Raw genomic sequence first — 21785 nt, 5'->3', positions numbered from 1 at the left:
CCCAACTTCAAATCAAACAAATGAACGGAACAGTAATGAAAAAAACACTGTATACCGGCGCATTGTGTGCTGCTACTTTACTTTCTACACCCTCTTTCGCAGCTGACCAAGAACTGTATTTTTACAACTGGTCTGAATATATCCCAAATGAAGTATTAGAAGACTTCACAAAAGAGACGGGCATTAAGGTTTATTACTCTACTTATGAGTCTAACGAAAGCATGTACGCTAAGTTAAAAACTCAAGGTACGGGTTATGACTTAGTGGTTCCTTCTACTTACTTCGTTTCTAAGATGCGTAAAGAAGGCATGCTTCAAGAGCTTGATAAAACTAAGCTAAGCCACTTTGCTGATTTGGATCCAAATTACTTAGATAAGCCATTTGACCCAAGCAACAACTACTCAATCCCATACATTTGGGGTGCAACGGGCATTGGTATCAACTCAGATATGCTAGACAAGTCTTCAGTGAAAAACTGGGGCGACCTGTGGGATACACAGTGGGAAGGTCAGTTGATGATGATGGATGACTCTCGTGAGGTTTTCCATATCGCTTTATCTAAACTGGGTTACTCTCCAAACACAACCAACCCAGAAGAAATCAAAGAAGCGTACGAAGAACTTCGTAAGTTGATGCCAAACGTATTGGTATTTAACTCAGACTTCCCTGCGAACCCTTACCTAGCGGGTGAAGTGTCACTTGGTATGCTTTGGAATGGCTCTGCTTACATGGCACGCCAAGAAGGCGCAACGATTGACATTATCTGGCCAGAGAAAGGCGCTATCTTCTGGATGGACAGCTTAGCGATTCCATCTGGTGCTAAGAACATCGAAGCCGCTCATAAGATGATCGATTTCCTTCTTCGCCCAGAGAACGCAGCGAAAATTGCTCTAGAGATCGGCTACCCGACTCCAGTAAAAACCGCTTACCCTCTTCTTCCAAAAGAATTTGCTGAAGACAAGAACGTTTTCCCACCACAAGCAGTGATGGATAACGGTGTATGGCAAGATGAAGTTGGTGAAGCGAGCGTCATTTATGACGAGTACTTCCAAAAACTTAAAGTGAACAACTAAGTTATTGTTAGTTAATCAGTTAAGTAAATAAAGCGGCGTAAGCCGCTTTATTTTTTTCAGATTCAGAAACTGATGCGCTTTATCAAAGACAAGGCTTAGGCCGTTAAAGAACCTTTCTCTGAACATAACAATTCCCCGACGAGTTTAGGTACCTCGATGCTCGCCTTGCCGTAACGCTTCTCTTCAAACTCACTTTCAACTGCGCTAGGTTCGAGGTTTATCTCGATAGTGTGTGCACCGTGCATTTTTGCATCATGAACAAAGCCTGCAGCTGGATAAACAACACCTGAAGTTCCGATAGAGATAAAGAGATCGGCTTCTTCGAGTGCTGAATAGATGTCACCCATTCTTAATGGCATTTCGCCAAACCACACAATATGAGGACGCATTTGCGCTGGAATTTGACAACAGTGACAAAGTTCACCAGTTTCAATGTCATCTTTATATTCGATAACTTGATTCGATTCACTGCAACGTGCTTTTAGAAGTTCACCGTGCATGTGGATAATGTTGTTGCTACCGCCTCTCTCGTGCAGGTTGTCGATGTTCTGAGTGATGATTGTTACTTTGCCATCAAGTTTGTCTTCAAGCTCACCTAGCGCCTTGTGGGCTGAGTTTGGTTGAATGCCCTCACCTTGTAAACCATGGCGACGCTTGTTATAGAAGGCTTGAACCAAGTCGGGATCTTTTGCAAACCCTTCAGGGGTCGCGACATCTTCGATTTTATGGTTTTCCCATAATCCGTCTTGTGCTCGGAATGTTTGAATCCCCGACTCCGCGGAAATGCCGGCGCCAGTAAGAATTACGATATTTCGATATGGGAAATGCATATAACGTCCTTTTCAATATGTCACTTTGTAACAGCTTAGCACTGTTCAAATTCCAACAATAGTTTTAGGGATTAGACCATAGTCTTAGGCAACTGAATTCATTGGCTATTTGTGACATAACTCGCTTGATAGTTGTGACCGTTCTTACTCAAACTCTCGGTTTTACTTTTCATAGAAACAAAAAAAGCGACCGAAGCCGCTTAGTTCTGTTTAACTGATGCCTACTTGATGAGCCTAAACCCATCAAAGTGAACGACGTTAGTCTTCGTTGATAGATGAGATCTTATGGATTGAAAGATCCGCACCGTTGAACTCATCTTCTTCACTTAAACGTAGGCCAGTTAGCTTGCTGAGCACGCCGTAAACAATCAAAGCACCAATCAGAGCAACAGCAATACCCGCCAGTGTACCAACCACTTGAGAAGCAAAGCTCACACCGCCTAAGCCCCAGAATGCTTGCTGACCGAAGATACCCGCTGCAATGCCACCCCAAGCGCCACATACACCATGCAGAGGCCATACACCCAATACATCATCAATCTGTGTTTTGTTTTGCATGTACGTGAACAAGTAAACGAACAACGCGCCTGCCACACCGCCTGTCACCAAAGCGCCTAATGGGTGCATTAAGTCTGAACCTGCACAAATTGCTACTAAGCCAGCCAAAGGACCATTATGGATAAAGCCCGGGTCATTCTTACCAGCAACAAGCGCCGCAAGAATACCGCCAACCATTGCCATCAGTGAGTTCATCGCCACTAGGCCGCTGATGCCGTTGATTGCTTGTGCAGACATCACGTTAAAGCCAAACCAACCCACACATAAGATCCAAGAACCTAGTGCTAAAAATGGAATGTTCGATGGTGCGAAGTTAGTGTGCTTACCCGCGCGGATGCGACCTTTACGCATCCCTAAGAAGTAAACCGCAACCAATGCAATCCAACCGCCGACACCGTGAACCACTACCGAGCCTGCGAAGTCATGGAAACCATAGCCAAACTGGCCTTCTAGCCAATCTTGGAAACCAAAGTTACCGTTCCAAATGATGCCTTCGAAAAATGGGTATACGAAACCAACGGTAAATAACGTTGCGATCAAAATTGGATAGAAACGTGCACGCTCTGCGATACCCCCTGAAACGATCGCTGGAATTGCCGCAGCGAAGGTCATTAGGAAGAAGAACTTAACCAGTTCGTAACCATTACCTTGTGAGAGCGTTTCAGCGTCGGCAAAAAAGTGTGCACCGTAAGCAACCCAGTAACCGATAAAGAAATAAGCGATGGCGGAGACACCAAAGTCGGAAAGGATTTTAACCAGCGCGTTTACTTGGTTTTTCTTTCGCACGGTACCGACTTCGAGAAAAGCAAAGCCTGCATGCATCAGGAAGACCATGATTGCGCCAAGTAGTAGGAATAAAGTATCTGAACTTTGGGTAAGGGTTTGTACTGCACTATGAACTTGAGTCACCGTTTCACTCATTAAAGCATTCTCCTTCGCTTTATCTGATTTGCACTGATATCGTGCGATTCAATGTTGTAATTAATTAAAGACTCAACAGTAAACGCAAGATGTGTTCCAAGTGTTAAGGGTAATTTTCGTGCAACAGATTTTAATTTTAAGTCATTGATTATTAGGGTCTAAATATTTACGTGCACTTTTATGGTTATTAAAAATTGAAAAAACAACCACGACAATTGCACCAAATAAGGGAGTTGCACCATATTGAAGCGGCCAATAAGTAGGTTCTGATACAGAGAGCGGCTGACAACAATTTACTGTTCCATAGCCTAAAAACAAAAAGCCCAGTGAATTTGAATCACTGGGCTTTCTTTAGATATGTCGTTAACGTGTTAGCGTTACAGGTTTGGCCCTGTCGACGGGCTTTGCGGTAGGTTTTGACTTAAACGCTGCATGCCTTGATACATACGGATAAACCAAACCACAATCGCAACACCACCGAACAACATGCCTACATATGGAATGTAGTAAGCGATGTCATCGACAATATGGTTTTGATACCAGTAATCGTTCACACCGATTAACACGCCATTAGAGGTCGCTACCGTTACGATAAGCACCACGAAGAACGTCAGGTTCAAGAAGAACGAGCGAATCAGTCCGTAGTAATGGGTATCCACTACTTCCCCGTCTTCGCCTTTATCTAAACGATAGCCCGCGTAGATGATGGCAACCACACCAGAGAGAAGGCAAGTAAATGGTGTAAAGCAGCTTAGTATGTAAGCGACCCAAATACCTTTATGAGGTTTGTTCATTCTTATTCACCCCTTCCGTTTTCTCTGTTGCTGCGTTAGCGCTTTGCTCAACGCCGTTTTTCTCTTGTTCCATCACTTCTTTGTACCAAAGGTCATGGTGCTCTTTAGCCCAAGTCTCATCAACTTCGCCTGTTACCATGCCTTCTAGTGCCCCTTCCATACCGAACAAGCCGATGTAGATGTGGAACACGAAACCACAGATAAGGATCAAAGCAGCTAACATATGGACTAGGTTTGAAAGCTCCATATCTCGACGCGTTTGACCGAAGATTGGGAAGTCTAAAACCAAGCCACTGATCGCAGCCACACTACCCATAACAATCAATAGCCAGAACAGTGCTTTTTCACCCGCGTTCGAGAACTCTGCAGATGGGTGAGAACCTTTATGTTTCCCTACCATGCCACCCAGTTTCATGAACCACTGGATATCGACCATCTTAAAGATAGACTTGCGCCACCACTTGATCAGAACAGCCATCAACAGCACATAGAAAATCGGTCCGATGTAGTTGTGGTATTGCTTAGCCAGTAGAACAATGAAGCCCCATAGATCCGTTGGGATATAAGGTTTCAAGAAGTGTTTACCGTAAACCAACATCAAACCACTGAATGCCAGTGTTAAGAAGGTAAACGCCATGCTCCAGTGCAATGCACGATCAAGTCGAGACCAACGTTTGATCTTACGACCTGTTCTTGGTGCGCTTAGCATTAGCGGTCCAATCACAACGTACATCAAAGTCACGAAAGCAATACTGCCAAAGATAGCGACGGCACCGGCTGGTGACATCCACTTCTCTTTCAATATGTACCACGTCTGACCTGGAGTACTGATTAACACACCGTGTTCAGCCGATTGAGATGTGGTGTAACCTTCTTCACCATTTCTTACTTGTCGCCAAAAATCGGCACCAGCAAGTTGAGTGATTTCTCGTTGAGCAGAGCTCGATTGAGTTTGTGATGAGTTCGTCTCAGATGCATGACTCATAGGAGAAAGCATTGTTAGTGCTGCCAACATAGGCAGCACAACAAGGAAGAGACGCTTAAACATTGTAAGCATATGTCTCTCCTACTTAGCTCTTAGTCGCATCGTAAGAAAGGTCGTTGCCGTCTGTCCAACCTGCACCTTTCGCACCACGTTCAACTACACGCTGACGGAAAACATCAGAAACTTTCTCTGCGTCACCCGCTAGCAGTGCTTTAGTTGAACAAAGCGAAGCACACATTGGAAGCTTACCTTCAGCAATACGGTTCGCACCGTATTTCTGACGCTCTTCTATAGAACCTGGTTCTGTTTCAGGGCCGCCAGCACAGAAGGTACATTTGTCCATCTTACCGCGCTCACCAAATGCTTCCTGTTTAGGGAATTGAGGTGCGCCAAATGGGCAAGCAAACAAGCAGTAACCACAACCGATACACAGATCTTTATTGTGAAGTACGATGCCGTCTTCTGTATGTTCAAAACAGTCTGCAGGACAAACCGCCATACATGGCGCATCAGTACAGTGCATACACGCTACTGAGATAGAGTTTTCACCCGGTTCGCCATCGTTCAGTGTGACAACGCGACGACGTTGAATACCCCATTCCAGGGCATCATCATTTTCATTCTTACATGCAGTGACACAACCGTTACATTCGATACAACGCTTGGTGTCACAAAGAAATTTCATTCTAGCCATTTTAAGACTCCTTACGCTTTACGAATATTACAAAGGGTTACTTTCGTTTCCTGCATCAACGTGACAGGGTCGTAACCATAAGTGGTTGCTGTGTTAGCAGCTTCACCAATAACGTAAGGATCCGTGCCTTCTGGGTACTTAGAACGCAAATCTTCACCTTGGAACTTACCACCGAAGTGGAATGGGATGAACGCCAAGCCAGGTTTAACACGACGTGTAACCATCGCTTTCACCTTAATTCGGCCCTTCTCAGCACCCTCAACCCAAACATCATCACCGTCTTTAAAGCCGATGTCGTTCGCGTCTTTCGGGTTTACTTCAACGAACATCTCTTGTTGAAGTTCTGCTAGCCAAGGGTTAGAACGTGTCTCTTCACCACCACCTTCGTACTCAACCAGACGACCAGAAGTCAGGATAATCGGGTATTCACCAGATTTGTCTTGCTCTTGAATCGACTTGTAAAGCGTAGGTACACGGAAGATCGCCTCTTTGTCATCCCATGTTGGGTAGTCAGCAACTAGGTCGCGACGTGGTGTGTAAAGCGGCTCACGGTGCAGTGGCACGCGGTCTGGGAATGTCCAAACAATCGCACGCGCTTTTGCATTACCAAACGGGATACAACCGTGCTTGATAGCCACACGTTGAATACCGCCAGAAACGTCGGTCTTCCAGTTTTTACCTTCAGCAGAGGCTTTCTCTTCTGCTGTTAGGTCATCCCACCAACCCAGTTGTTTCAGTAGTTTGTCACTGAACTCAGGGTAGCCATCTTTGATTTCGCTGCCTTTCGAGTAGCTGTCTTCAGCCAGTAGGTTTTGACCTTCAAACTCAACACCGAAACGAGTGCGGAAGTTACCACCACCTTCAGCGACAGTCTTAGACGTATCGTAAAGGATATGTGTGCCTGGGTGTTTCATTTCTGGCGTACCCCAACATGGCCAAGGAAGACCGTAAGTCTCACCATTTGCAGGCCCGCCCTCTGCTTCCAGAGACGTTTTGTGGAATGTATGCCAGTTCTGTTGGTGCTCTTTCAAACGTTCTGGGCTTTGACCTGTGTAACCGATCGTCCACATACCTTTGTTGAATTCACGAGTAATGTCTTCAATCAATGGTTGGTTGTTCTCAACACGGATGTTTTTGAACAGCTGATCAGAGAAACCAAGCTTCTTAGAAAGAAGGTACATGATTTCGTGGTCAGGCTTAGATTCGAACAGAGGATCTACCACCTTGTCACGCCACTGTAGAGAACGGTTCGATGCCGTTACACTGCCGTAGGTTTCAAACTGAGTCGTCGCTGGTAGCAGGTAAACGCCGTCAGTACGATCATTCATTACCGCTGCAACCGTTGGGTATGGGTCAACAATAACCATCATATCCAGCTTCTGCATCGCTTTCTTCATCTCTGGACCACGAGTCTGAGAGTTCACTGCGTGACCCCAGTAGAACATCGCGCGGATGTTTTCGCGTTGACGAATCTTGTCTTTGTCTTCAAGTACACCATCAACCCAACGAGAGACAGGAATACCTGCACTGTTCATTGGTTTTTGACCGCCGTATGCGTTGTCGTCGAAACGGCCTTTGATCCAATCAAAGTCGATATCCCAAACTTTCGACCAGTGGCGCCATGAGCCTTCAGACAAGCCGTAGTAACCTGGCAGCGTGTCAGACAGTACGCCAAGGTCAGTTGCACCCTGTACGTTATCGTGACCACGGAAAATGTTTGCACCGCCGCCTGATTTACCGATGTTCCCTAGCGCAAGCTCAAGTACACAGTAAGCACGTGTGTTGTTGTTACCTGTGGTGTGTTGAGTACCACCCATACACCAAACGATACAACCCGGACGGTTTTCAGAAAGCAGTTTCGCTGTGTGGTAAACGTCTTCTTCGCTTACGCCTGTTACACGTTCAACTTCTGCTGGGCTCCACTTCGCAACTTCTTCACGGATCTCGTCCATGCCGAATACACGTTGGCGGATGAATTCTTGGTCTTCCCATTTGTTAGCAAAGACATGCCATAACACACCCCAGATAAACGCAACGTCTGAACCTGGGCGAAGTGATACATAGTGATCAGATTTAGCAGCAGTACGTGTACGACGAGGATCCGCAACAACGATCTTACAGTTGTTCTTCTCTTTCGCGATTAGGATGTGTTGCATTGCCACTGGGTGAGCTTCTGCTGGGTTTGAACCAATAAACAGCATCGACTTACAGTTGTGCATATCATTGAACGAGTTGGTCATTGCACCGTAACCCCAAGTGTTTGCAACACCGGCTACTGTGGTTGAGTGACAAATACGCGCTTGGTGGTCAACGTTGTTCGTTCCCCAAAGCGACGCCATCTTACGGAATGCGTAAGCTTGCTCGTTGCTGTGCTTTGCACTACCTAAGAAGTAAACCGAATCAGGGCCAGACTCTTTACGAAGTTCTAGCGCTTTGTTACCGATCTCTTCAATCGCTTGTTCCCAAGAAAGCTTCTTCCACTTACCGCCTTCCAATTTCATTGGGTACTTAAGACGACGTTCACCGTGGCCGTGCTCACGTAGAGCTGCACCTTTCGCACAGTGTCCACCAGCGTTGAATGGGTGATCAAATGCAGGCTCTTGACCTGTCCAAACACCGTTTTGTACTTCAGCGTAGATACCGCAACCTACAGAACAGTGAGAACAGATAGTACGTTTCACTTCTGTTTTTGCTTCTGGATCGACTGATTTAGCCTGTGCTTTCTTCATCATGCCCGGTGCGAATAGACTTGCGCCTACTACTGCGCCACCAGCCGCTAATGAGGTGTTTTTCATGAAGGCACGTCGAGACACACCCAGTTGGTTGGTTTCTTTGCTCACACTATCGGAGCGTTTGACAAGTTTCATCCGTTATCTCCTAAAGCGTGTCGTAGTAATCGCGAATGTGTTGCGTTTCACGATAGCCCGTCTTCTTCATGTCTTCTTTCGGCATTTCAACCGTTTCTGAAGCAGTTGCCACTTTAGTTGTACCAGCGACAACGGCACCAGCTACGGCTGCAGTCGTTAAGCCTTTGAGTAAGTCCCTACGGCTTGTGTTTATTTCTTTATTATCTTTCATCATTGCTTCCTTACCTTACGGTAGATCTTTTGGAGGCTTAATGCCCCTCTATCGATATAATCGCGTACTGCTCGATTACTCGTAATCAGTGACGTTTTTCACATCAATCTTTAATTTATGCTTACTGCTTTTTGTATTAACGCTAAAACGCACTTGTTCTAACGTTAAAAATGCTTCACACAGCTGAGCGGCCGATTTGTAGAAGTTGGCACTTTCTGCACTTTCAAGCTGACGCGTAAAAGAGTTGAACCAAGGACCAAGGTGCTTATTGAAAATCGCTTGTTGCAGGGCTTCTTCTTCACCGGTTAGCATTGCCATTACTTCACACAATGCCGCAATATGATCTTCTGGCTCTTTTACTTGATCATCACGTTCAATGCCTAAAAGCTCTAAATCATGACGAATCTCTGCTAATGGTTTTTCCATCATGGCGCCAGTGCGATGCCAAGAACCAAATGGAACAATCTCTCCACGGCCAATGCCAATGAACAGATCTTGATATTCGTCTTCTAACGCTTCGCGATTTGATTCTGTTGCCGCTTGTTGAATAGCAATCCAAGCTTTTTGCATTGCACTTTCAGACGCTTCAATATCTAGCGTTTTTAGAAAGTCGATCACCTCTTCAGAAGGTGCGCTACGAAACAGTGCAGATAGAACCAAATAGATCTCAGTTCTTAGTGTCTGTTCTTGTGCCTGATCCAAATTAGTTTCCAAGGCTAACTCCTAGTATTTCAATTGTTTCAATGGGTCTTGCGCCATTGAATCGAACATATCCACCACACGACAGTCCTCACACATCGCAATACGATTGATCGCTGCTTCATCTGAAAAGTGAGAGTGACCGCGTAACTTGCTCTGTAACATGTCGATCATAGACTGAGGTGCGAATGGTTTATGGCAACGTACACATTCCGCAGCTTTCTCTTCATGAATCACAACCGCCTTCTGACGTTCTTCTTTTACCCAGTTCATACGAGGCGTCAGAGTCAGAACATTTTCAGGACATGCCTTTTCACACAAGCCACATTGAATACAGTCTTGTTCTACAAATTTAAGTGATGGAGAAGCCCCGTCGGTATGAAGTGCACGTGTCGGACACACAGCCACACAACTCATACACAAAGTACAATCTTTGCTTTCACACGAAACCGTGCCATATGGCGCATTCGATGGAAGCTCAACAATGTTCTCAACTGGAATTCGAGCTGAAGACATCGCATCAAGTGCTGTAAATAGACGTTGACGCTTGTTACCTTGAAGATCGCCAAGTGCAAGATCGAACGAATCCACACAAAGTGTTGGAGGACCTTCACGTAGCGATTCTAGATACAGGATATCGATGGTTTCTTTTGGAATACCGATTTGGTCTAGCAGTTCTTGTGCGATCCCTACTTCGTTATTCAGAACTCGAATGATCGTTTCTGGCATAAAGCGAGATGCTGCAAACAGAACCTGAGTTGCGCCATTTACTAAAGCTGCAAACCAAGTATCAATACCAATAGATGGCAGTTCTTCTACGACAATTGGAATCACGTTATCTGGTAGCGCTTTAAGAGCCATCACGTTGTAAGTTTCATGACGTGAGCTACAGATAAGCACGATAGGATCAAGACCGCCCGCTTGCTCGTAATTCGCTAGCGTACGTTCAATGAATTTTTGAGTATCGTCAGGATTAGGCAATGCGTAAGAGATTGCTTCTGTCGGACAGCTCGTTGCACAAGTACCAACGCCTTGACATAGGTAAGGGTTGATCTCAATCTTATGGCCGGTCTTATCAGAGCCTTCACTTGATAGTGCGCCAGCAGGACAAGCATCAACACAACGCTCACAACCTTTTACGCCACGAGAACTGTGCGCACAAAGGTCAGTGTCTAGACGGAAGAACTTAGGTTTATCAAACGTGCCCATTAGCGTTGGAATCTCTTCCAGTGCTTCAGCCAGTTTTGGATAGCCACGACCTACTGGGTAATAACCTGGTACAGGTACTTCCTCTGTCATGCAGCTATTCAGACATAGGTCTAGAACAACATCGAAACAATCGTGATTAATCGCGACTTTCGCTAGGTTGCTTGATGTGCCTTTACTTTCGATCACAACTTCAAACGTGCCAAGGAAACCGGAGACTTGAACCGAATTCGCGAAATACAGTTCTGGGTTTGTGCCCTTTTCGCCGTCTGTCGACAATAAGGTTAGGCTCGTCAATTGAGGTAATTGCGCCGCAGCACTTTCAATGATCGCAGTTGGACCAATAACAAGAGTATTACCGCCGCTTTCGTAGCTAACAGTAGGTGGAATCAGATTTGTTAACTCAACTGTATTTTCAAATGCATACAGTCTTGCTTTAGCGTTATTTGAAGTTGCTTGTTCTAATAATTGTTTAAGCATTGCTCAGTTCCATCTTTGGACATGGATAATCTGTTCAACTTTCATTGTAGTAAGCGATAGAGAACTTGCTGAGTAATCCGTTAACAACTAACCCTTTAGCCAGTGTGCCGTTCGTCAGACCATGAACTCGTCTATCTACAAAAAAGTTGATAATGAACGTTATTTAGCAAATGCCATGCCAGTTTAATAATCCCTATATATCAGTAGTTTAATGATTTATAGCGTTTATTGTGCGTATAAAAAAACCGCTTGGGACATTTTGTCGCAAGCGGCTCATTGAGTGTTTAGTCAAAATGTACCTATTCTTTGTGTGGTATATTTTGTCCCATCTTTTTCAGGTCAGCTTCGTCTGACATTGTAGCGTCAATATCTGGTACTGTATTTTTATACAGTTCATTTTCTTGTTCTGTTATTTCGTCAATTTCTGACGTTTCAAGTTCATTATCAGATACCTCAAGATCGCTTTCAGAATTTCCTAAAACCTCACCTTCATCTTTATTATCAATGGCTTGCTCTTCTTCTGGTGTGGTTTCGTCTTCCGTTTTGTCTTTAACCCAATCACGCAAGGTTTCCGCAACCCCTTCAGAAAGAGACTTCAAATTACTGTAATCGTCGTCGTAATCATCTAAACCATCACGAACGTTGAACTCTTCTGAGAGGAATAATTTACGCAAGGCCGCTTTTTTTACGCTCTCAGATGCTTCCGACACCAATAATTGAGCAACAGACAAGTCTTCAGTCGTTTCGGATGCTATCTCCTGAGAGTCAATAGCTTGAGAATCGACAGCATGAGTTTCTTCATTGCTTTCTGGAGAACCATTTTCTAAAGTTCTATTTTCTAAAATCTGACGGTCTAATGACTCTGATGTTTCTGCACCTATAGATGAAGCAGCAGACGAAGCCTCTGAAGAAATAAGCTCGGCTTCCTCAAGCGTTTGTTGCGCTTCTAATGGTTCATCAGACGATTCATCGAGCTTTCGTTGAGACCAACGGCTAAAAAAGTTAGTTGCCATTTGATCGACCCGCGCCTTTACGTTTCTTACGTCTTGCTTCTAGTAACTCGCCATGACGGCCAATGAATGCTTCCATCCAAGCTTGTACAGGCAAAGGAATGTCGTATGAAAGGACTTGGTTGTCACCGTCCATGTATTGCCCAGCAACGGTTTGTGATGCCGTAAGTAACTGAATGACTGGCTCAACACCAGAATCGACGTTATCCATCACTAAGAAAAGCTTAGGTTGTTGAGAGCTAAGGTTGAAACGATAGTCTGTACGCTCGTCTTTATGTAATTGAAGTAAACAAACGTCTTGAGTATCGTCTTCTGGCGACAGTTCAAACCCCGTCAATTCCCATTGTGTGGTTACCCAGATACCTGTTTTGATCTCTTTCTCTATTCTTTGGACACCGATTGGCCAAGCTGCTTCTGTTTTTTCATATTGTTCTTGGAATTCTTTTATCTCAGACATACTTCACCCAATTGATTTTCTTTGGTCTGAATGCACTTAGGACATTTTGTACTGTGCGCAATCATATACACCCCATAAAGCAATAAACACGCCAATACGGATTACCTACGAGAGCGTATCTATAGCGTTCGTTATCAAGTTGTCATTATAACGTTAGTCGATACTGGTTATTTCAGACAACCCCACCCAGTGAACTCTCATATTTTGCGCTATTTTAATCTAATGCTTCATGTTTCCATCAATCCCCGTTATTTTGGAATAAGATTTGCTTTAGCTAATTCGCTAATGTTATTCACAGAGCTATGTATTCTCAGAGCTATGGCGCGCTCGATAACGTTAATCGAAACCTAGGCTATAGCGAACTAACAAACTAGCGCATTGATGAATGAGAGCCTTATTGCTCTTGTTGACTTCTTATCTCATAAAATCGCTATCTCATTAAGTAGGAAATGACTGTGGTAAAACCAAACATAATAAAAACCAGTGAGAACCCACTTCAGACAATCGAAGTTGAAGTGTTTGATGAATATGGCGAAAAGCTAACGAAACAGATCGCGTGTGAGCGCCCTCTTACCGTGATGTTGAACTGGAAAGAGATCGTAACCTTAATGACATTGGGCTCTCGTCCTGAGTCATTAGTCTTAGGTTATTTGAAAAACCAAAGCTTCCTTTCCGATCCTGAAGCGGTTGAATCTATTATCATCGATTGGGAAACCAGCTCTGCTGCGGTTATCACCAAAGAAGATACAAGCCAACTTGAGCAAGCTCTTAAGAAGAAGACAGTAACCTCTGGCTGCGGTCAAGGCACTATGTATGGCAACGTAATGAAGCAGTTGGAAGATTACCAAGTGCCTCAAAACAAGATTAAGCAATCTGAAATCTACACAGCGCTTGAAGCGCTGACTCATTATAACGATACCTACAAGAAAGCAGGCGCGGTACATGGCTGTGCGGTTTGTAAAGACGACAAGGTTCTATCGTTTGTTGAAGATGTTGGCCGACACAATGCCGTTGATACATTGGCTGGTGAGATGTGGCTTAACAAAGAGTCAGGTGAAGACAAGATCTTCTATACCACAGGTCGTTTAACGTCTGAGATGGTAATTAAGGTTGCTCAGATGGGTATCCCTGTTCTGTTATCACGTTCTGGTGTAACACAAATGGGCTTAGACCTTGCTCAGAAGTTCGGCATCACCACTATTGCACGCGCAAAAGGTTTACGCTTCCAAGTGTTCACGGGCGCAGACAAGATCGATTTTGATGTAAAGGGTGAGCAAGCGTCGTCAGAAGACTAGATCTCCCCCCTGCTACGAGTGAATAAACAATGCCGTTCATTAAGGTTGATGAACGGCATTTTTATTTAAGTAGGGATAAGTCGTTGGTTCGAGAAACGATGATGCCCAATTTAAGTTAAGCGCATAAGGCTATTAATTCCGTTTCTTTACACAATTACATCTCCTTAACTTTCAATACGAAACCAATCTTGCTTTACGAGCCCTATAAGCTATTAGTTACATATCCATCATTTAAATGTATCTAATAACTATTAAACATTGATGGACATGAAACGTCATAGGCTAAAGGGAGTTAACCATGAACAATCCATCGGAACCTCAGAATCGTTTGCTGTCTCTTTCTATTCGCAGTAAGTTTATTTTAATCAACCTCACCCTGTTTATTTCTGTTTTTATCTATGCCATCTACGAGCAGTTCAGCTTAGACAAATTGGAATCATTGGAGCTCGCTGCGACCGAAAACCTTAGAAGCTCAGTCGATTTATTAACGCTTAGGCGACATGAGAAAGACTTTTTGTCTCGACACGATCAAAAATACGCAGAGCGTTTCGATAAAACTGCCGACACATTGAATCAAAGATTGGTGACGTTGAACCAAACCCTAACCTCGCACGAGCTTCACCTTACCGATCAAATGACTAAAATCTCCGATACCCTTCATCAGTACCAGAAACAGTTCCATCAGATCGTCAATCAAGTGAACGACATTGAACGCACAACCCCACCTTTAGGCTTTGTCGCAACCCTCGATGGAAAAAGAACAGCGCTGAAATCAGCAATCGAATCAGAATCAAGTTTGGCACTGGAACTTGCGTTGTTAGAGCTGATCGAAAAAGACTTCCATTACCTCGCACATATTAATAGCCAAACGAATGCGGCGTTAACCAATGCTCTTGTTGAGTTTGAACCCTACTCCCAAACTTCGATTGCGACTGAACAAGCCTATTCCGAATATAAGGCCGCGGTTGAAACTCTGTTGGTTGCTAACAGCAATCTAGGTTTGTCTGCAGAGTTGGGGCTTAGAGGCGCCTTACGTAGCAATGTTCATCAAACAGAACAAGCCATTGAAGAAGTGCAGAATGAGATAAGCCAAGCGATTACAGCGGCAGTTAGAAACACACAAAACATGTTACATCTGTTTGGTGCAGCTATCGTCGCTCTGCTTTCTCTGTTATTGGTGTTCATCGGTCGCAACATCCTGGGTCGTATCAAAGCGATAAACGTGATGATGGAGTCTATTGCAAATGGAGATGGAGATTTAACCGTCAGAATGAACGCCAGAGGTAACGACGAGCTCGCTCAACTTGCCCACTCGTTCGATACCTTCATCGATAAACTGCACGGTAACATCAAAGAGCTATCCGGCGTGATGACGGTGTTGACAGACAGTTCATGCAGCTCTGAAGAAGCGGCGGTTAAAAGCATGAGCAATGCAGAGAAACAAAAGCAGCAATCTGAATCGGTAGCAACGGCAGTTAACGAGTTAGTGATGACGAGTAATGAGGTGACGGCGAACATCGAAAATGCCGCAACCAATGCCGAGAAGATCAAAGAAAATGCCCATCAAGCGCTACAAAAGACACAATCAACAAACGACAGTATTAATGTCTTGGTAGAAAACATTGCAGAGTCGCAAGATCTCATCGTTCAGCTCGAAGAACAGAGCCGTGAAATCAATCAGGTAGTGACGACCATTCAAGGTATTGCTGAGCAAACCAACCTATTGGCACTTAATGCTGCGATTGAAGCAGCGCGTGCCGGCGATCATGGACGAGGTTTCGCTGTGGTTGCGTCCGAAGTGCGAGAGCTTTCCCTAATGACCAACGATTCAACCCATCAAATAGAATCCACGATTCATGGTTTAACCACTGGAATAGACAAGACCGTCGCTAAGATGACAGCGAGCTTAGAACAAACTGAGCTGGTGAAAAACCAAACCAAAGACGTGGTGAATGCCATAGAAGGAATACACTTCCAAGTTGGCGAGATGTTCGACTTAAACAGCCAGATCTCAACAGCGTCTGAAGAGCAATCGATGGTTTCTGTTGAGATTGACCGAAACATTACTGATATCGCTCACCTTGCTAGTGACACCTATACTGTGGTTTCTGGGTCGGTACGTTGCAGTGAACAAGTCTCGAGTGTGAGTGTGAAGCTAGAGAAGATTGTCGCGCAGTTTAAGTATTAGTGATTAGCGCAAGCTAGTTGATTCGTGTGGTATGGAAAAACAAAAGGCCTCTATCTGATTGCTAAGATAGAGGCCTTTCTAATTTTGAATACGTACTAACGTGTTTTTACGTATCAGCTCTCACTACACGGTATTAGCCGCGTGCTTTCAAGAACTCAGCGTAAGTGCCGCGGAAATCGTTGATCTTGCCATCTTTGATTTCAAGGATACGAGTTGCAAGCGAGTCTACGAATACACGGTCGTGAGATACGAAGAACAATGTGCCTTTGTAGTTCTCAAGAGCCAGGTTAAGCGCTTCGATAGATTCCATATCCATGTGGTTCGTTGGTTCATCCATAAGAAGGATGTTTGGCTTGTGCATCATGATCTTACCAAGAAGCATACGACCTTGCTCACCACCAGAGATAACCTTTACAGATTTCTTAATGTCGTCTTGACCAAATAGCATACGACCTAGGAAGCCACGAACAACTTGCTCGTCTTCGCCTTCTTGACGCCATTGGCTCATCCAATCAAACAGGTTCATGTCTGTCTCGAAATCGTGTGCGTGATCTTGAGCGTAGTAACCGATGTTTGAGTTTTCAGACCACTTGTACTCACCAGTGCGTGGCTCTAGTGCGCCAGCTAGTGTGTTAAGTAGTGTTGTTTTACCTACACCGTTTTCACCGATGATAGCAACACGCTCACCTACTTCGAAGATACCGTCGAACTTGTTGTATAGGTCTTCTTCAAAACCTTGAGATAGGTTTTCAACCACAAGTGCGTTACGGAATAGCTCTTTAGACTGTTCGAAACGGATGAATGGGTTTTGACGGCTAGACGCTTTAACTTCGTCTAGTTGGATTTTATCGATCTGCTTAGCACGAGACGTTGCTTGCTTCGCTTTCGATGCGTTAGCAGAGAAACGAGATACGAATGTTTGAAGTTCAGCAATTTGTGCTTTCTTCTTAGCGTTGTCAGACAATAGACGCTCACGAGCTTGAGTCGCTGCCGTCATGTACTCATCGTAGTTACCTGGGAATAGACGAAGTTCGCCGTAATCAAGGTCAGCCATGTGTGTACAAACAGAGTTTAGGAAGTGACGGTCGTGCGAAATGATGATCATTGTGCAGTTACGTTGGTTTAGCGTATCTTCCAGCCATTTGATGGTGTCCATATCCAGGTTGTTCGTTGGTTCGTCAAGAAGCATGATATGCGGGTCTGCAAACAGTACTTGAGACAATAGAACACGAAGCTTCCAACCCGGTGCTACTTCGCTCATCAGACCGAAGTGCATTGATTCTTCAATACCTACTGCAAGAAGAAGCTCACCCGCTTTCGCTTCTGCCATGTAGCCGTCCATTTCAGCGAACTGAACTTCAAGGTCGGCCACTTTCATGCCGTCTTCTTCGCTCATTTCTGGCAAAGAGTAAATACGGTCACGCTCTTGCTTAATAGCCCAAAGCTCTTTGTGACCCATGATAACCGTGTCGATTACCGTGAATTCTTCGTAAGCAAATTGGTCTTGGTTTAGCTTAGCAACGCGCTCGTTTGGATCGTAGCTTACGTTACCAGCACTTGGCTCAAGTTCACCAGATAGGATCTTCATGAACGTCGATTTACCACAGCCATTCGCGCCGATTAAACCGTAGCGGTTGCCTTCGCCGAACTTAACTGAAATATTTTCGAAAAGTGGCTTAGCGCCGAATTGTTGGGTGATATTTGCTGTGGAGATCAATGCCATTACCTTCTTAATGTGAAAAACGTCGCAACGTTACTTGTTCAGGGCTTTAACTGCAAGTATTGATTGCAATTACTGGCCATTAAGTGAGTGATAACCTAGCCAAATCATAGTTTGAGCTGAATCACATTTTTGATTTTCTATTTATCGCCGAAAAGCCGTCGATTTTCAGGAAATACAAAATATCGAACAGCGCCCCATTATGGGCGGTATATAACGCCCCAAATCATGCCGACCATTGAATATATCGTATGCTGATCAGTTACAGTAAAACCAACCCGATCAAAGCAGCAACAGACATAGCCAAGACTAGCCTAATCCCTGACAATTTCATGACAAAATCGATCGAAACAGGAATAAAGTACTCGCCCCCGATACGGGGTTGGATTTCACAAAGTCAGATTATCTAACTATAGTAATCCTAACCTCATAATTCTAAGAGACTTTTATGCGTTCACTATCGCGCTTCTTAATCCTCACTTTGGCCATTCTCTCTTGGCCTAGTCATGCCAACTTGGCATATGACTTACAATCTCAGCCGCAGGTATCCGATTCTGCTGTTGACCTCGATGATCGAATTGATTCGTTACCCGATCCTCTCTTTATGGAGCCGTCGGACAGACGCCAAGTCAATATTCTGCTTGCCGAAGTTCTGCGAGTTCAAAAACAGGAAATCAAAACCTTCGAGCAACAGATAAAAGCTTACAGAGATAACAGCGACGCCGATCAATGGTTTGCCGTTCAAACCAGTTACGTCACGCTGAATAGCTTGAACGTAAGTAAACAGCATCTTTTAGAGCAGACCAACTCTGCAAACAAAGAGCGTTTAACCGGTTTTGGTCCCTATGGTGTGACCCAGTTTAAGCAAGAGTGGGAATTGACCAAACTCAATATTGAGTATCTTGTTTATTTCCAAATTCGTAGCTTTAAAGCGCTTGTTAAAGACATCTTTATTTCGCCAGTGCCAGTGATTGGCGCATCGTTAAAAGTGTTGTTTATCTATTTTGGTTTAGCGTGGTGGCTTGCCAACAGCACCCGCTTGATTGAACTGTTTCGAATTAACTTTCTTGAAGCGAAAACGAACCCTCCTTTTCTGGTTCGCGTGATTTGGTATATCAGCCGCGCTGATCGTGCGATTGCTTGGCTAATTGCCATCACATTGTCATTGAGAGTGCTTTCTAGTATCCCTAGTCTTCAACATTTGATTTTCCTGGAGATCTTCACTTGGTGGATTCTAGGTGGTTCGATTGCCATCAGCTTTATTTTGGAATTTGCCTACCGTTTAGGTCGTACATCAAATCAAGAAGTGATAGCACTACGCCTATCGACTATTCGCCGTTATGTATGGAGCTTCATTGTTGCGGGTGTGATTCTCCAGATATCAAGTATTACGCTAGGCAAAGGTACGATTTACAGCTGGATTTACAGCGCTCTGTTTTTCTGGTTTGTGCTGGTCACGATCTCAGTTCTCAGACTATGGAGAGCGAAGGTCTTCGATACGTTGCAACACATCTCTGATCGTCCGGTTTGGGTGAATTGGGCAGTAAACCGCAAGGATACCTTCTTACTTAATATATTGGCGACGGCCATTGGCATCGTGTGGTTGAGTGTTTACAACTTTCAACATCGAATTATGGCCCTGCTATCCAATTACACTTTGTTTAGCCAGGCCTTAGCTTATCTATTTAGAATTGAAGTTGCTAAACAGTCTGACCTTGATAAGAATCAGCAAAACTTGGTTCGAATCAAAGGCGATCAAACCTATGAATACATTCTTCCGGGTAATATCGACAGTACGTTGATAGATTACGCAGGAGATGAAATTAAGCAGTTATCACGCTACTTAATGTCAGACAGCCCGGCTATCTGTATTGTGTCTGGCGAACGTGGTGTCGGCGCGACAACGCTGCTATATACCTTACTGCACAAAGTCTCTAACGCTGAGCCTGTATACGTGAGTTGCCCTTATGCGGGTTACCAAGAGCTTTTAGCGCATTTAGCCGTGAGCATTGGCTTGGACGAAGAAGCGACTGAAATTCAAATATTAGCGCATCTTCGTAAGAACAATACCACTTACCTTATCGCGATTGATAACGCACAACGGCTGGTAAAGCCAATGGTCGGTGGCCTGTCTGATTTGATTCGTTTGACCAACCTTTTGCGTCGTTCTAAAAAGAACCACCGTGTCGTGATATCGATCGCCAAATCAAGCTGGCGATTTGTGGATAGAGCGCGTGGCGAACGTTTGCTGTTTGACTTGGTGTGTTTCCTTCCGCGTTGGACAGAGAAACAAGTGGGTGAACTTCTAAATAGCCGTATCAATACGGAGCTTGAGAAGCCGTTGTCTTTTGATGGTTTAGTAGTCCCTAAGCAATGGGACCAAGATGATATGAGTGAAGAAGAACGTGCACGCCAAGGTTTCTATCGAATTTTGTGGCACTATTCTGATGGCAACCCTACCGTTGCGCTGCGTTTCTTCCGACTCTCTTTGAACCGAAACAAAGAGACAGATCAAGCAGTGGTGCGTCTGTTCCATGTCCCTGAAGCCCAGGAGCTGGAAAATATGCCGAAACCTATGCTGGCTGTACTTCGTTCTATCGTACAACTGGAAATCGCTTCTCCGGAAGTATTGTCTGAATGTACACAGCTGAGCACGGCAGAGATAACGGGGATTCTGCGTTACTTTGAAAGCCGTGGTTATATTGGTTGGCATGAAGAAAAGGCTCGGATTTCTGAGCACTGGTTCCGCCATATTACGAACGTTCTCGACCGTCAACATCTACTGGTGAAGTAAAATGAAGAAGTTATTTATCCTACTATTTGTTGGCTTGGCAGGTGCTGTCAGTTTCCCGACCTTTGCGACGGAAGAGTTAGCTAACGTAGAAAACATCTCTAAAATTGCGAGCCTTGTGCGATGGAGCGGTGTGTTTTTCTCTCTCATCGTTATCGGTGCGATGTGGTTACTGCTTAAGTTCATCAATTCGATGGTGACGAGCTTTGGTAGCCAATTCGTGCAATACCGAATGCTGCTGCAAAAGCTTCAGTCGTTTATGCAGTTCTTCATCTATGTGAGCACGGGTCTGATTGTGTTCATGATGAGCTTTAGAATCAACGACCAAATACTGGCTCTGATTGGTGGTACCCTCGCCGTGTCTGTCGGTTTTGCACTTAAAGATTTGGCAGCATCATTCATCGCCGGTATCACGGTAATGATTGATAGACCATTTCAAGTTGGTGACCGTGTCACGTTTGAAGGTAACTATGGCGACATTATCACTATTGGTTTACGTTCTGTGCGTATGAGAACGTTGAATGACGACATCATTACGATTCCGAACAACAAGTTCTTAAACGAAGTGACCACCAGTGGTAACTATGGTGCCTTGGATATGCAGGTGGTGATTCCGTTTTATGTCGGAATGAATGAAGACATCACCCTAGCCCGCGACTTGATTCAAGAAGCGGCGTCTTCAAGTCGCTACATCCATTTACCAAAGCCAGTGACTGTTCTGGTTAAACAGACGATCACCGACAACTACCTTGCGATACAGTTGACGTGTAAGGCTTATGTAGTGGATACCGCGTATGAGAAGTTGTTTGAGACCGACATTACCCTGCGAGTGATGAAAGAGTTTAAGAAGCACAACATCAACCCACCGAAGATCTCAGTGGCAGCGCATTAGTCGCAGTTAGTTTAACGCTCTGAGAGTTAATTGCTCTCCTAGTCAGCAACAAACGAAAACACCTCCGAACTTATCTCGAGTACGGAGGTGTTTTTTTATGTGGTGTTATCTGTG

At 44.6% G+C, this 21785-nt stretch carries 17 protein-coding genes; 5 read left to right on the top strand and 12 right to left on the bottom strand.

Features of this window, described 5'->3' with window-relative positions; genetic code table 11:
- The first annotated feature begins 35 nt into the window (after nt 1–35).
- On the top strand, nt 36–1073 hold the full coding sequence (locus OC193_RS08080; RefSeq protein ID WP_048665032.1) for an extracellular solute-binding protein: 1038 nt from the start codon (nt 36–38) through the stop codon (nt 1071–1073).
- 95 nt (nt 1074–1168) lie between these two features.
- Here OC193_RS08080 and cobB read toward each other — a convergent pair whose 3' ends face one another.
- From cobB to OC193_RS08025, 11 genes are all read right to left on the bottom strand, one after another.
- Complete coding sequence (gene cobB / locus OC193_RS08075; RefSeq protein WP_048658739.1) at nt 1169–1903, bottom strand: Sir2 family NAD+-dependent deacetylase; 735 nt, start codon at nt 1901–1903, stop codon at nt 1169–1171.
- A gap of 258 nt (nt 1904–2161) precedes the next feature.
- The gene (locus tag OC193_RS08070) at nt 2162–3382 is read right to left on the bottom strand and encodes an ammonium transporter (protein ID WP_048665031.1); all 1221 of its coding nucleotides are present in this window, start codon (nt 3380–3382) and stop codon (nt 2162–2164) included.
- Between the two features lie 377 nt (nt 3383–3759).
- Nucleotides 3760–4176, bottom strand: a complete 417-nt coding sequence (locus OC193_RS08065; RefSeq protein ID WP_048665030.1) for a hypothetical protein — start codon at nt 4174–4176, stop codon at nt 3760–3762.
- Nucleotides 4160–5233, bottom strand: coding sequence for a formate dehydrogenase subunit gamma (locus tag OC193_RS08060; RefSeq protein WP_012603931.1), 1074 nt, complete (start codon nt 5231–5233; stop codon nt 4160–4162). Before OC193_RS08060 ends, OC193_RS08065 begins: the two co-directional genes overlap by 17 nt.
- A gap of 13 nt (nt 5234–5246) precedes the next feature.
- On the bottom strand, nt 5247–5855 hold the full coding sequence (fdh3B, locus tag OC193_RS08055) for a formate dehydrogenase FDH3 subunit beta (RefSeq protein WP_048658735.1): 609 nt from the start codon (nt 5853–5855) through the stop codon (nt 5247–5249).
- Between the two features lie 11 nt (nt 5856–5866).
- Nucleotides 5867–8722 (bottom strand): formate dehydrogenase subunit alpha, encoded by a 2856-nt coding sequence (locus OC193_RS08050; RefSeq protein WP_048665029.1) that lies wholly within the window; start codon nt 8720–8722, stop codon nt 5867–5869.
- Between the two features lie 10 nt (nt 8723–8732).
- Nucleotides 8733–8933 carry a twin-arginine translocation signal domain-containing protein gene (locus OC193_RS08045; RefSeq protein WP_004733728.1) on the bottom strand — a complete coding sequence of 67 codons (201 nt, stop codon included), beginning with the start codon at nt 8931–8933 and terminating at the stop codon, nt 8733–8735.
- Between the two features lie 75 nt (nt 8934–9008).
- Nucleotides 9009–9647: a TorD/DmsD family molecular chaperone gene (locus tag OC193_RS08040; RefSeq protein ID WP_048665028.1), complete on the bottom strand. Its 639-nt coding sequence runs from the start codon at nt 9645–9647 to the stop codon at nt 9009–9011.
- 9 nt (nt 9648–9656) lie between these two features.
- Nucleotides 9657–11318 (bottom strand): 4Fe-4S dicluster domain-containing protein, encoded by a 1662-nt coding sequence (locus OC193_RS08035; protein WP_048658732.1) that lies wholly within the window; start codon nt 11316–11318, stop codon nt 9657–9659.
- 299 nt (nt 11319–11617) lie between these two features.
- Entirely contained in the window at nt 11618–12331 is a 714-nt protein-coding gene (locus OC193_RS08030) for a DUF3306 domain-containing protein (protein WP_019824643.1), read from the bottom strand.
- Nucleotides 12321–12785 (bottom strand): DUF3305 domain-containing protein, encoded by a 465-nt coding sequence (locus tag OC193_RS08025; protein ID WP_019824644.1) that lies wholly within the window; start codon nt 12783–12785, stop codon nt 12321–12323. The genes OC193_RS08030 and OC193_RS08025 overlap by 11 nt, the downstream gene beginning before the upstream one ends.
- Nucleotides 12786–13240: 455 nt before the next feature.
- Here OC193_RS08025 and fdhD point away from each other — a divergent pair, with 455 nt between their 5' ends.
- Both fdhD and OC193_RS08015 read left to right on the top strand, forming a co-directional pair.
- Nucleotides 13241–14080 carry a formate dehydrogenase accessory sulfurtransferase FdhD gene (gene fdhD / locus OC193_RS08020; protein WP_048658780.1) on the top strand — a complete coding sequence of 280 codons (840 nt, stop codon included), beginning with the start codon at nt 13241–13243 and terminating at the stop codon, nt 14078–14080.
- A 298-nt stretch (nt 14081–14378) separates the two neighbouring features.
- On the top strand, nt 14379–16268 hold the full coding sequence (locus OC193_RS08015; RefSeq protein WP_048666382.1) for a methyl-accepting chemotaxis protein: 1890 nt from the start codon (nt 14379–14381) through the stop codon (nt 16266–16268).
- A 133-nt stretch (nt 16269–16401) separates the two neighbouring features.
- On the opposite strand, the gene OC193_RS08010 is transcribed toward OC193_RS08015, so the two are convergent.
- Nucleotides 16402–17985 (bottom strand): ABC-F family ATPase, encoded by a 1584-nt coding sequence (locus OC193_RS08010; RefSeq protein WP_009846736.1) that lies wholly within the window; start codon nt 17983–17985, stop codon nt 16402–16404.
- Between the two features lie 451 nt (nt 17986–18436).
- Between OC193_RS08010 and OC193_RS08005 the strand changes: the two genes are divergently transcribed.
- Both OC193_RS08005 and OC193_RS08000 read left to right on the top strand, forming a co-directional pair.
- Nucleotides 18437–20782 (top strand): AAA family ATPase, encoded by a 2346-nt coding sequence (locus OC193_RS08005; protein ID WP_048665026.1) that lies wholly within the window; start codon nt 18437–18439, stop codon nt 20780–20782.
- A gap of 1 nt (nt 20783) precedes the next feature.
- Nucleotides 20784–21671 (top strand): mechanosensitive ion channel family protein, encoded by an 888-nt coding sequence (locus OC193_RS08000; protein WP_048658728.1) that lies wholly within the window; start codon nt 20784–20786, stop codon nt 21669–21671.
- Nucleotides 21672–21785 lie beyond the last annotated feature (114 nt).

This window comes from Vibrio crassostreae (assembly GCF_024347415.1).
Classification (GTDB): domain Bacteria; phylum Pseudomonadota; class Gammaproteobacteria; order Enterobacterales; family Vibrionaceae; genus Vibrio; species Vibrio crassostreae.
This window is presented reverse-complemented; position numbering and strand designations above follow the sequence as displayed.